Origin of the sequence: Bradyrhizobium sp. AT1 (assembly GCF_001590795.1) — a bacterium.
Lineage (GTDB): Bacteria > Pseudomonadota > Alphaproteobacteria > Rhizobiales > Xanthobacteraceae > Bradyrhizobium.
In genome coordinates, this window is sequence record NZ_JXDL01000001.1 from 5,590,161 (window position 1) to 5,602,193 (window position 12,033).

11 protein-coding genes are annotated in these 12,033 nt (G+C 65.7%); 9 read left to right on the forward strand and 2 right to left on the reverse strand.

The genetic code is table 11. From position 1 onward, the window contains the following. The 7 genes from SE92_RS25830 to SE92_RS25860 form a co-directional block, all read left to right on the forward strand. On the forward strand, nt 1-683 hold a 683-nt coding region (locus SE92_RS25830; protein WP_245324691.1), incomplete at its 5' end, for a xylulokinase. Next, nucleotides 684-2,003 carry a xylose isomerase gene (gene xylA, locus SE92_RS25835; protein WP_063199714.1) on the forward strand — a complete coding sequence of 440 codons (1,320 nt, stop codon included), beginning with the start codon at nt 684-686 and terminating at the stop codon, nt 2,001-2,003. Between the two features lie 12 nt (nt 2,004-2,015). Continuing rightward, on the forward strand, nt 2,016-2,774 hold the full coding sequence (locus SE92_RS25840) for an ATP-binding cassette domain-containing protein (protein WP_063199717.1): 759 nt from the start codon (nt 2,016-2,018) through the stop codon (nt 2,772-2,774). Then, the gene (locus SE92_RS25845; protein WP_063199720.1) at nt 2,774-3,856 is read left to right on the forward strand and encodes an ABC transporter permease; all 1,083 of its coding nucleotides are present in this window, start codon (nt 2,774-2,776) and stop codon (nt 3,854-3,856) included. The genes SE92_RS25840 and SE92_RS25845 overlap by 1 nt, the downstream gene beginning before the upstream one ends. A gap of 96 nt (nt 3,857-3,952) precedes the next feature. Next, nucleotides 3,953-4,885 (forward strand): sugar-binding protein, encoded by a 933-nt coding sequence (locus tag SE92_RS25850; RefSeq protein ID WP_063203761.1) that lies wholly within the window; start codon nt 3,953-3,955, stop codon nt 4,883-4,885. Between the two features lie 105 nt (nt 4,886-4,990). Further along, entirely contained in the window at nt 4,991-5,968 is a 978-nt protein-coding gene (locus SE92_RS25855) for an aldo/keto reductase (RefSeq protein WP_063203762.1), read from the forward strand. A 3-nt stretch (nt 5,969-5,971) separates the two neighbouring features. Then, complete coding sequence (locus tag SE92_RS25860; RefSeq protein ID WP_063199723.1) at nt 5,972-6,814, forward strand: amidohydrolase family protein; 843 nt, start codon at nt 5,972-5,974, stop codon at nt 6,812-6,814. 204 nt (nt 6,815-7,018) lie between these two features. On the opposite strand, the gene SE92_RS25865 is transcribed toward SE92_RS25860, so the two are convergent. Next, nucleotides 7,019-8,248 carry an ABC transporter substrate-binding protein gene (locus tag SE92_RS25865; protein ID WP_063199726.1) on the reverse strand — a complete coding sequence of 410 codons (1,230 nt, stop codon included), beginning with the start codon at nt 8,246-8,248 and terminating at the stop codon, nt 7,019-7,021. A gap of 115 nt (nt 8,249-8,363) precedes the next feature. Continuing rightward, nucleotides 8,364-9,290 (reverse strand): class I SAM-dependent DNA methyltransferase, encoded by a 927-nt coding sequence (locus SE92_RS25870; RefSeq protein ID WP_063199729.1) that lies wholly within the window; start codon nt 9,288-9,290, stop codon nt 8,364-8,366. Nucleotides 9,291-9,463: 173 nt separating this feature from the next. Between SE92_RS25870 and SE92_RS25875 the strand changes: the two genes are divergently transcribed. Together SE92_RS25875 and SE92_RS25880 are read left to right on the forward strand one after the other, a co-directional pair. Next, nucleotides 9,464-10,501 carry a ligase-associated DNA damage response exonuclease gene (locus tag SE92_RS25875; RefSeq protein ID WP_063199731.1) on the forward strand — a complete coding sequence of 346 codons (1,038 nt, stop codon included), beginning with the start codon at nt 9,464-9,466 and terminating at the stop codon, nt 10,499-10,501. Further along, on the forward strand, nt 10,498-12,033 hold a 1,536-nt coding region (locus SE92_RS25880; protein WP_063199734.1), incomplete at its 3' end, for a cisplatin damage response ATP-dependent DNA ligase. The genes SE92_RS25875 and SE92_RS25880, both read left to right, overlap by 4 nt.

Here is a 12,033-nt window from a genome sequence, read left to right on the forward strand (position 1 = left end):
CGTCCGGCGTCGTGTTCCGCGTCACCGATCGCTTCGCGCCGGCGCCGACGTCGGCCGTGCATGCCTTCTGTCATGCGCTGCCCGGCCTCTGGCATCAGATGGGCGTGATGTTGTCGGCTGCGGCGTCGCTCGCCTGGCTCTCCGGGGTGATGGAGACGCCCGCCGCAGCGCTCTTGGCTCCGCTTGGTGAATCTGTCGATGCGCCGAGCCCGATCAAGTTCCTGCCTTATCTCGACGGCGAGCGCACGCCGCACAACGACGCTGCCGCAAGCGGCGCGTTCGTCGGCCTGCGGGGTGCGACCGGGCGCGGCCAGATCGTGCAGGCCGTGCTCGAAGGCGTCGCCTACGCCGCCCGCGACAATCTGGCTGCGCTGAGCGCGGCGGGCGGGCCGATTGCCGAGCTCGATCTCGTCGGCGGCGGCTCGCGCTCGCCGTTGTGGGCGCAGATCTGCGCCGACGTGCTCGGCATTCCCGTTCACCGCGTCGAGGAAGGCGAGGTCGGCGCGGCGCTCGGCGCTGCCAGGCTCGGCCGGCTCGCAGCGACCGGCGAGAGCGCTGCGGCAGTCTGCACCCGCCCGCGGCGGCTCGCGAGTTTTACGCCCCGCGCATCAGTGGCCGCGGCCTATGACGAGGCCTATCGGCGATGGCGCGCGCTCTATCCCGCATTGAAGGAGACGAATTAAGTGAACGCGTCAGCCAAATTCTTCGATGCAAGCGCACCTGTCGCCTTCGGCGGCGAGGATGCCGGCACGCATGCCTTCCGCTGGTACGACAAGGACCGCATGGTTCACGGCCGCCGGCTCGAGGATCATTTGCGCTTTGCGGTCTGCTATTGGCATTCGCTCTGCTGGCCGGGCGGCGATCCCTTCGGCGGCGAGACGTTTTTGCGGCCCTGGCATCACGGCACCGATGCGATGGCGCAGGCGCGGGCCAAGGCCGACGTCGCCTTCGAGCTGTTCCGCCTGCTCGATGTGCCCTACTTTACCTTCCACGACGTTGACGTGGCGCCGGAAGGAGCGTCGCTCGCCGAGTCCGTCGCCAATCTCAACGCCATCGCTGATCTGTTCGAAGCGAAGATGGCATCAGCCAAGGTCCGCCTGCTCTGGGGCACCGCGAACCTGTTCACGCATCGCCGCTACATGGCGGGCGCTGCGACCAATCCGGACCCAGAGATCTTCACCTATGCCGCCGGCCAGGTCCGCGCCGCGCTGGAGGTGACGCACCGGCTCGGCGGCCAGAACTATGTGCTGTGGGGCGGGCGCGAGGGCTATGAGACGCTGCTCAACACCGATCTCAAGCGCGAGCTCGACCAGCTCGGCCGCTTCGTCTCGCTCGTCGTCGAGCACAAGCACAAGATCGGTTTCAAGGGCCCGATCCTGATCGAGCCGAAGCCGAAGGAGCCGACCAAGCATCAATATGACTTCGACGTCGCCACCTGCTACGGCTTCCTCGAACGCTATGACCTGTTGAAAGACGTCAAGCTCAACATCGAGCAGAACCACGCCATCCTCGCCGGCCATTCCTTCCATCACGAGGTCGCGCTCGCCGAGGCGCTCGGCGTGTTCGGCTCGCTCGACATCAACCGTGGCGACGACCTGCTCGGCTGGGATACCGATCAGTTCGCGATGAACGTGCCGGAGCTGGCGCTGCTGTTTCACGAGATCCTGAACCGTGGCGGCTTCACTACGGGCGGGCTCAATTTCGACGCCAAGATTCGGCGGCAGTCGATCGACCCTGACGATCTCATTCATGCCCATGTCGGATCGATGGATGCCTGCGCGCGCGCGTTCCTCGCCGCCGCCGACATGCTCGACGCGGGCGCGCTCACCACGCCGCTCGCCACGCGCTACGACGGATGGGCCGGCCCCGAGGGCCGCGCCATTCTCGCAGGCCAGCGTTCGCTCGCTGATCTCGCCGACCGCGCGCTCCAGCCCGGCTTCGATCCGCAGCCGCGCTCGGGCCGGCAGGAATATCTGGAATCCCTGGTCAACCGCTATGTCTGAGCGAGGTTGTTGATGGCAAACGCTGACACGACACCGGTCCTCGAGCTCCAGGGCATCGGCAAGGAATTCGGCGCCATCCGTGCGCTGCACGGTGTCGATCTGCAGGTCCAGCCCGGCGAGGTCGTCGGCCTGATGGGCGACAACGGCGCCGGCAAGTCGACGCTGGTCAAGATCATCGCCGGCAATTTCCGTCCCAGCCATGGCGAGATCCGTTTCGCCGGCAGCGCGGTCCATTTCAGCCGGCCCGTCGACGCCCGTGCCGTCGGCATCGAGGTCGTCTATCAGGACCTCGCGCTCGCCGACAATCTGACGGCGGCCGCCAACGTGTTCCTGGGCCGCGAACTGAAGCGCAAGTTCGGACCGATCGCTCTGCTCGACCACAAGGCGATGGCGGCGCGGGCGCTGGAGCTGTTCGGCGAGCTGCGCTCTGAGACGCGGCCCGACGATCTCGTCAAGCAGATGTCGGGCGGCCAGCGCCAGGCCGTCGCGATCGCGCGGACCAGGCTCTCCAACGCGCGGCTGGTGATGATGGACGAGCCGACCGCGGCGATCTCGGTGCGCCAGGTCGAGCAGGTGCTCGGGCTGATCCACCGGCTGAAGGAGCAGGGGGTCGCCGTGATGCTGATCTCGCACCGCATGCCCGACGTGTTCGCAGTGTGCGACCGTGTCATCGTCATGAGGCGCGGCGAGAAGCGGGCCGACAAGCCGATCGACCAGACTTCGCCGGAAGAAGTCACCGCCCTCATCACCGGCGCGAAGGAGGCGGCGTGATGGCCATGCCCATGGAATCTCCGATCAGCTTCACCAATGTCGGCAAGATCAAATGGTGGCAGCGCGGCATCTTCGCCTCGCAGACCGGCTACGTCCTGCTCGCGCTCGCGGTGCTGCTGGTGATCATGCACTTCGCCAGTCCCTATTTCTTCACCGAAGGCAACATGCAGAACGTGGCGAAGAATTTTTCCTTCATCGCCGTCGCGACGCTGGGCGTCACCTTCGTGATCATCACCGGCGGCATCGACCTCTCGGTGGGATCGATGATGTGCTTCTCCGCCATGATCACCTCGATGGTGATGACCGAGCTGTCGGCGCCCGGCTCGCCGGCAGGCTCGCTGTTCGTGCACATGGCGGCCGATGGCAAGACGGTGCTGGCCAACGTGCCGGGGCTGATCCTGCTGATCTCGATCCTCGCCGGCCTCGGCGTCGCGCTGATCGCCGGACTCGTCAACGGCTTCTGCATCGCCGTGCTCGGCCTGTCGCCCTTCGTCACCACGCTCGGCATGCTCTCGATCGTGCGCGGCCTCGGCTATGTCGTCTCCAACGGCCGCGGCAGTTTCCCGGGCGGGCCGGATGCCGATTACTTCTACGCCGCGACCTCGGGCGACGTGCTCGGCGTCCCCGTGCCTTTCATTTATCTGATGATCCTCGCGCTGGCGATGGCGGTGGTGCTGCATCACAGTGCGTTCGGCCGCCACGTCTTCGCGCTCGGCGGCAACGAGAAGGCGGCGGAGCTCACCGGCATCCCGGTGGTGCGGGTGAAGATCGAGGTCTATGTGATCTGCGCGCTTGCAGCTGGCCTGCAGGGCATCATCATCTCCGGCTGGCTCGGCTCGGCGCCGGCCAACATGGCGACCTCCTACGAGCTCAACGTGATCGCGGCGGCCGTGATCGGCGGCGCAAACCTTGCGGGCGGCATCGGTGGCCCGCTCGGGGCGATCGTCGGCTGCGTGCTGCTGGAAGTGATCCGCAACGGCCTCGTGCTGGCGCAGGTCTCCTCCTATTGGCAGCAGACGTTGGTCGGCGTGATCATCATTCTGGCCGTGCTGGTCGACCGCATCCGTTCGCGGATGAGCTGAAATTACGTCATCTCGGGAAGGTAAACAAAACGCCGCCTGTCCGCTTCCCGGACGATCTTCGAAAAGGACGGGCACCAAACGAGGGTGGAGGAGACCATGAGGAAACTGCTTCTGGCCGGCATCGCGGTGGCGATGATGGCGACGCCGGCATTTGCCGCGAATTACCGCTTCGTCATCGTGCCCAAGGCGATGAACAATCCGTTCTTCGACTTCGCGCGCGATGGCTGCCTCAAGCGCGCCAAGGAGCTCGGTAACATCGAGTGCATCTACAAGGGGCCGGTCGAGCACGAGCCGGCGACGCAGGCGCAGATCATCCAGGACTTCGTCACCCAGAAGGTCGACGGCCTCGCCATCTCGGTCGCCGACGTCGCGGCCATGACCAAGTCGATCGAGGCGGCGACCGCCGCAGGCATCCCCGTCATTACCTTCGATGCCGATGCGCCCGGCTCCAAGCGCATCGCCTATATCGGCACCAACAACAAGGAGTTCGGCGTCGCGCTCGGCAAGCAATTGCTGAAGATGCGCCCCGACGGCGGCAAATACGCCATGGTCTCCGGCGGTCCCGGCGCCAAGAACCTCGCCGAGCGCGTCGACGGCGTGCGCGAGGCGCTGAAGGGCTCGAAATGGACTGAGGTCGCGGGTTCCCCGACCTTCTGCAACGACGATCCAGCGCTGGCGGTGCAGCAGATGACGGATATGCGCACCGCGACGCCCGATCTCGCCGCCATCGTTCCCATCGGCGGCTGGCCGATGTTCGCGCCCGAGGGCTTCAAGGCGTTCGCGAGCCGGAACAAGAAGGACATCGATTCCGGCAAGTTCACGCTGGTCGTCGCCGATACGCTGAAGATGCAGCTGGAATTGTTGCGCGACGGCTATGCCAACGCGCTGGTCGGCCAGCGTCCGTTCGAGATGGGCGAGAAGGCGATGGACACGCTGCTCGCCATCAAGAAGGGCGAGAAGGTGCCGGAGATCGTCTACACCGGCCTCGATCTCGTCACCAAGGACAACGTCGCGCAGATGTTGAAGTAGGAGCGTCCCCCAGCCCCGCGCTCCTGCATGCCTCCCCCGCTTGCGAATTCCGCAAGCGGGGGAGATGATTTGGACTCTTGGAATGTTCTCGGAAGGCAAATGGGAATGAAACAATCGCGGCTGGGCTCGCTCGACGTCACCTCACTCGGGCTCGGTTCCGCGCCGCTCGGCGGATTGTTCAGCCCCGTCAGCGATGCCGATGCGGAAGCGACGATCGCGCGGGCCTGGGCGACCGGCATCCGATTCTTCGATACCGCGCCGCTCTACGGCTTTGGCCTTGCCGAACGGCGGCTAGGGGCTTTCCTGCGGCAGCAGACGCGCGACTCCTATGCCATCTCGACCAAGGTCGGCCGCCTGCTGCGCGCCCCCGATGACGGCGCTGCCGAGGACGAGCACTACAAGGGCACGTCGCGCGAGCGGCCGGTGTTCGATTTCAGTTATGACGGCGTGATGCGGTCGGTGGAGGAGAGTCTTGCCCGCCTCGGGCTCGACCGCGTCGACGTCCTCCTGGTGCACGATCCCGACGATCATTATGACGAAGCCGTCACCGGCGCCTTCCGCGCGCTGCAGCGCCTGCGCGAGGACGGCACGGTCAAGGCGATCGGCGCCGGCATGAACCAGTCGGAGATGTTGACGCGTTTCGCCGAGGCCGTGCCGGTCGACTGCTTTCTGCTCGCCGGGCGCTACACGCTGCTCGACCAGGGCGCACTGGATGCGCTGTTTCCGGTCTGCATGGCGAAGAACATCGGTATCCTGCTCGGCGGCATCTACAACAGCGGCATTTTGGCCAATCCGCACACGGGTGCGAAGTTCAACTATCAGGACGCCGATGCCTCGCTGGTGGCGCGGGCGTTGGAGCTCGACGTGCTCTGCCGCAAGCACGGCACCGAGCTGAAAGCCGCCGCGCTCCAGTTCTGCATGAGCCATCCGGCGGTGACGGTCGCGGTGATGGGCGCACGCAATGGCGGCGAGGTTGCCGACAATATCGCGATGGCGGAGAAGGCGGTGCCGGCTGCGTTCTGGCGGGAGCTGCGTGCGCGAAACCTCGTCGATCCCCGCGCGCCGCTGCCGGGTGGGGCGTAAGCCATGATCATCGACGCCCATCAGCATTTCTGGGATCCGGCGCGTGCCGACTATCCCTGGATGGCCGCGGACGAGCTCGCGCCGATCCGCCGCGCCTTCGGTCCCGCTGATCTCGTGCCGCTGCTGAAGGCGAATGGCATCGATGCCAGCATCGTGGTGCAATGCCGCTCAGCGCTGGAGGAGACCGAGGAATTCCTGCGCATCGCGCATGAAACGCCGTCAGTGATCGGTGTCGTCGGCTGGGCTGACCTGACCGACGGCGCGCTCGGTGACACGCTCGAGCGGCTGCGCGGCTTGCCGGGCGGGGACAAGCTCGTCGGCATTCGCCACCAGGTGCATGACGAGGCCGATCCCGATTGGCTGCTGCGCGAGGACGTGCAGCGCGGCCTCACGGCAGTGTTCGCGCACGATCTCACCTATGATCTGCTCGTCCGTACCCGCGAGCTGCCCGCCGCGATCGCGACCGCGCAGGCGTTTCCGCAAGCGCGCTTCGTGCTCGACCACGCGGCCAAGCCGCCGATCGCGGAGGGTGGAAGCGACGAATGGGCCAACCGCATCAAAGCGCTCGCGGCTTGCGGCAATGTCTGGTGCAAGATCTCGGGGCTCGCGACGGAAGCGGTCTGGAATGACTGGGATGCGGAGCGCCTGCTTCCGTTCGTCGCGCACGCCGCAGAATGTTTCGGCGAGGACAGGCTGATCTTCGGCTCGGACTGGCCGGTGTGCCTGCTTGCGGGAAGCTACGGCGAGATCAAGAGCGCGCTGGAAGTCTGCCTGGCCAAGCTTGGCCCGCAGGTGCGGGACAAGGCTTTTGGCGTGAATGCCGCGCAGGCGTATCGGCTGGGTTAATTGCAGTGGATGCGCGCTCTTACCCTCTCCCCTTGTGGGAGAGGGTGGCTCGCCGCGTAGCGGCGAGACGGGTGAGGGGTGTCTCTCCGCGAGCCACCTTTCATATGTGGGTTTGCCGAAGCAACCGCTCATCCGGCGCGCTTCGCGCGCCACCTTCTCCCACAAGGGGAGAAGGGAAGAGGCGGCGGCGCCTCGCGTCCCCGACTATTCCGACATCGGCTTGTCGGAGATGTCCCAGTCCTTGCCGGTGAAGGTCGAGATAAACAGCGTCTTCATCGGCGTGTAGTCCTCGGGCGTGTAGTCGTAGGTGACGCCGTCGAGGAAGTAGGGCGAGTGGAAGCCCTTGAGGTTGGATGCCTGCTTCAGCACGTTGGCGCGGGTGAGATCGTCGCCGCAGCGGCGCAGGATCTCGCCCATGGTCACGGCCTGGCCGTAGCCGGCGAAGGCGATGGTGTTGTCGGGGTCGATCGCCGGCGTGTATTTCTTGCGCAGCTCCTCGAACGCCATCACGTCGGGGTCCTTCTCCCATTTCGGCAGGCCGACCTCCTTGTTGTAGCGGATGGCGACGATGCCGGTGGCGTTCTCGAGCCCTGCGGCATTGAGGATCGAGCGGCCGGTCGAGCCGGCGGAGAGCAGTTGCAGCGGCTTCCAGCCGAGCTCGGCGACTTTGCGGATCGACTGCGACGAGGCCTTGCCGGTGGAGATGTTGTAGAAGACGTCGGCGCCCGACTTCGAGAGATTGATGAGCTGGGAATCGACCGTCGGATCGGTGAGATCATAGGTCTGCTCCATGATCACCTGCGCGGTGCCGCCGGCATCGGCCAGCACCTTCTTGAACGGACCTAAGAAGTCGCGGCCGAAATCGTCGTTCTGGTAGAGGATGCCGACCTTGGCATTCGGCTTCACGCTGACGACGTGGCGCGCGAGGATGCGCGCCTCGGTCGGATACAGCGGCAGGCCGGCCATCGTCCATTTGAACTCTTTCGGGTTATTCCACTTCGACGCGCCGGTGTTGAGCAGCAGCTGCGGCACGCCCTTGGAGTTCAGGTATTTGTGCACGGCGGTTTGCGGCGCGGTGCCGAGCGAGCCGTACAGCGCGAGCACCTCTTCCTGCTCGACCAGGCGCCGTGTCGCCTCGACGCATTTCGGCGCGCTGTAGGCGTCGTCCATGGTGAGGAATTTGACCTTGCGTCCGTTGATGCCGCCCTTCTCGTTCAGCATCTGGAAATAGGCTTCGCCGATACGGCCGAGCACGCCGTAGAGCGAACCGGGACCGGAATGCGGCACGGTCTGCCCGATCTTGATCTCGGTGTCGCTGGCGCCCGCATCGTATTTCTTGTCCGCGGCCCAGACATAGGGCGCGGGCAATGTGGATGCGGCGATGGTGGCGAGCGCGGCGGCGCTGAAATCGCGCCGCGATGGATTCTTCGTCATTATTTGTTTCTCCCTGGTGAGCCCATTGTGCTGACAACGCAGCGTGGCTCGCAAGTGGGAAGTCGCTGCTTTGCGACGCAATGACGCTTAGAGTGCGGTGAGTTAGCGCCTAGACTCAAGTTTTCTCGGCGACCACGACGAGCCCACGCACCGGCTCGTTATTCTCGATGCGCGGCGAGGCTGCCTGCAATGTAAGGAGCTTCAATCCGGTCCTGACGAGCGCGCTCCGGACATATTCCGCTGCATGGGCATAACGCAGGCCTTCTCCGAGAATGATGCCGTCGCCATCGTGGGTCTCGAGCGTGAAGGCGAGCACGCCACCCGCTGCAAGCACGCGCCTTGCTTCCGTCAGCACCGGTGCGAGATCTGACAGATACACAAACGCATCCGCCGCCAGGATGAGGTTTGCGCTTCGTTGGGGCTTGCCTTGCAAGCCCTCGATCATGTCGGCGATTTCGAGCTCGGCATAGAGACCCGTCGCGCGCGCTTCCTTGATCATGCCGGGGGAGAGATCGATCCCGGTGAAATGATCGACCTGCCTGGCGAAGGCGGCCGCCGCAAGCCCAGTGCCGCAGCCGAGATCGATGGCGTGCTTGAACAGAGCGGGCTTCCTGGCGGCGACGTGCGCGGCGATCACCGCCTTGAAGATGAGGGACGGCGCGCGATAGTCGAGATCGTTGACGAGCACATCCTCGAAATGCGGCGCATATTGATCGAACAGGGCCTGCACATAGGCCTTCGGCATCTCGGAGAGTTGCTCGTCGCCGAGCCGGATCAAATGCAGGCTGGCGCCGTGCTGGTCCTCCGGGTCGGCCTCGCGCGCTTTCCGGAATGCGGCGATGGCCTTGTCGCGCTCGCCGAGTTCTTCGCGGATTTCGCCGAGCGTGAACCACGCCGATGTGAAATGGGGCGCGAGTTCGAGCGCCTGCTCCAGTAAATCGGCGGCGGCGGGTAAATCGCCCTTGAGCTGGAGGTCGCGGGCGAATTCGAACCGGCGGTCGGCAATAAGATCGCCGGAGGACTGGAACAGGCGCAGGGGCATTGGAGGAACCGATTGTCATTGCCGGGCTTGACCCGCCTGCGGGGCCGAAGCCCCTCCGGCGCGGCGTAGGCCCGGCAATCCATCAAAAAAGGAACTCTTTAAGAGGATGGATGCGCGGGTCAAGCCCGCGCATGACAGCTTAATTTGGAGCGCTTGCAACCTATATACCAATCATGCGCGCCCAAGACATCCTGTTGCCAGCTGCTGCCGGCCTGTGCTGCAAGCCCGGCGGCTTCCATATCGACCCTGTCCGCCCTGTCGAGCGGGCCGTGATCACCCATGGTCATTCCGACCATGCCCGCGCCGGCCATGGCGCGGTGCTGGCGACGCAGGAAACGCTCGACATGATGCGGCTGCGCTATGGCGAGAATTTCGCCGGATCGACGCAGGCGATCCGCTATGGCGAGGAGATCCGGCTCGGCGACGTCAAGGTGAAGTTTCACCCGGCCGGCCATGTGCTGGGCTCGGCGCAGGTCGCCGTGACCTGCAAGGAGACCTGCATCGTTGCCTCCGGCGACTACAAGGACGCGCCCGATCCGACCTGCACGCCGTTCGAGCTGGTGCCTTGCGACGTCTTCATCACCGAGGCGACGTTCGGCCTGCCGGTGTTCCGGCACGGCGATGCGGCCGATGAGATCAAGAAGCTGCTGGCCTCTGTCGCGCTGTTTCCGGAGCGCGCGCATCTCGTCGGCGCCTATTCGCTCGGCAAGGCGCAGCGCGTGATCAAGCTGCTGCGGCAGGCTGGCTATGACGCGCCGATCTATATGCATGGCGCGATGGAGAAGATCACCGAATATTATCAGAGCCGCGGCATCGATCTCGGCGAGCTCAGGCCGGTGAAGGGCGTGAAGAAGGCCGCGCTCGCCGGCACCATCACGCTGGCCCCGCCCTCGGCGACCTCTGACCTGTGGACTCGGCGCTTTCCCGATCCGGTCACCGCGTTCGCCTCGGGCTGGATGCGCGTGCGCGCCCGGGCGCGGCAGCGCGGCATCGAGCTGCCACTGGTGATCTCCGACCACGCCGATTGGGATGGCCTCACCGCGACGATCGGTGCCACCGGCGCCGGCGAAATCTGGGTCACCCACGGCCAGGAAGATGCGCTGGTGCATTGGTGCCGGAGCAAGGGCTTGAAAGCGCAGCCGCTCGATCTCGTCGGCTATGGCGACGAGGAGGAGAGCGAGACGCCGGCCGCAGGCGAGGCCGAGGCATGAACCGCTTCGCCGAACTGCTCGACCGTCTCGCCTACGAGCCCGGCCGCAACAACAAGCTGCGGCTGCTCACCGGCTATTTCCGCGAGGTCGGCGATCCCGACCGCGGTTACGCGCTGGCCGCGCTGACCGGCGCGCTCAGCTTCAAGCACGCCAAGCCGGCGCTGATCCGCGATCTCATCGCATCGCGCACGGACGAGGTACTGTTCGGCTTGAGTTACGACTATGTCGGCGATCTCTCGGAGACGGTGGCACTGATGTGGCCGAAGGCCGAGCTTGCCGCCCACAACAACCCGCCACCTCCCACGCTCACCGAAGTCGTCACCACGCTGCGCACGCTCGGCAAGACCGAGCTGCCGAAACAACTGGAACGCTGGCTCGACGAGCTCGACGAGACCGGCCGCTGGGCGCTGCTCAAGCTCGTCACCGGCGCGCTTCGCATCGGCATCTCCGCGCGCCTCGCCAAGACCGCGGCGGCGGCGCTCGGCGACAAGGATCCGCACGAGGTGGAGCTGATCTGGCCGGGGCTTGCGCCGCCCTATCTCGACCTGTTCGCCTGGCTGGAAGGCCGCGGCGACAAACCGGTCAACCGCGATCCCGCGCCGTTCCGGCCGGTGATGCTGGCGCATGCGATCGAGGACAGCGATTTCGCCGCGCTCGATCCCGCCGACTACATCGCCGAATGGAAATGGGACGGCATCCGCGTGCAGGCAGTGGCCGGGTGCGACGAGCGCGGCCACATCACGGCGCGGCTCTATTCGCGCACCGGCGAGGACATCACGGGGAGCTTTCCGGATCTAGTGCCGTCGCTGCGCCTGCCCGGTGCAATCGACGGCGAGCTTTTGATCCTGCGCGAGGGCCGCGTGCAGAGCTTCAACGTTCTGCAGCAGCGGCTCAACCGCAAGGTCGTCTCGCCGAAGCTGATCAAGGAATTTCCGATCCATCTGCGTGCCTACGATCTGCTCGGCGACGACGAGAACGATCTGCGCGAGCTGCCGTTCGCCGAGCGGCGCGAGCGGCTGGAGATTTTCATTGAGAAGCTCAGCGATCCCCGCATCGATCTGTCGCCGACCGTTGCTTTCGGGAGCTGGGAGGCGCTTACCGCCGCACGCGCCGATCCCGCGAGTGCCGGCGCGGGCGAGGATGCGGAGGCCGTCGAGGGCGTCATGCTGAAGCGACGCGATGCGCCCTATCTGCCGGGACGGCCGAAGGGCCAATGGTGGAAGTGGAAGCGCGATCCCCACATCATCGATGCCGTGCTGATGTACGCGCAGCGCGGTCACGGCAAGCGCTCGTCGTATTATTCCGATTACACCTTCGGCGTCTGGACCGCAGGCGAGGGCGGTGACGAGCTGGTGCCGGTCGGCAAGGCCTATTTCGGTTTCACCGACGAGGAACTGCTGCAGATCGACCGTTTCGTCCGCCGCAACACCACCGAAAAGTTCGGCCCCGTCCGCCATGTCGTGCACGAGCCGGAGCAGGGCCTGGTGCTGGAGGTGGCGTTCGAGGGCCTGCAGCGCTCGCCGCGGCACAAA

Coding starts and splice junctions, on each gene's coding strand:
- SE92_RS25840 (WP_063199717.1), top strand. CDS start 2,016: ATGGCAAACGCTGACACGACACCGGTCCTCGAGCTCCAGGGCATCGGC.
- SE92_RS25845 (WP_063199720.1), top strand. CDS start 2,774: ATGGCCATGCCCATGGAATCTCCGATCAGCTTCACCAATGTCGGCAAG.
- SE92_RS25850 (WP_063203761.1), top strand. CDS start 3,953: ATGAGGAAACTGCTTCTGGCCGGCATCGCGGTGGCGATGATGGCGACG.
- SE92_RS25855 (WP_063203762.1), top strand. CDS start 4,991: ATGAAACAATCGCGGCTGGGCTCGCTCGACGTCACCTCACTCGGGCTC.
- SE92_RS25860 (WP_063199723.1), top strand. CDS start 5,972: ATGATCATCGACGCCCATCAGCATTTCTGGGATCCGGCGCGTGCCGAC.
- SE92_RS25865 (WP_063199726.1), bottom strand. CDS start 8,248: ATGACGAAGAATCCATCGCGGCGCGATTTCAGCGCCGCCGCGCTCGCC.
- SE92_RS25870 (WP_063199729.1), bottom strand. CDS start 9,290: ATGCCCCTGCGCCTGTTCCAGTCCTCCGGCGATCTTATTGCCGACCGC.
- SE92_RS25875 (WP_063199731.1), top strand. CDS start 9,464: ATGCGCGCCCAAGACATCCTGTTGCCAGCTGCTGCCGGCCTGTGCTGC.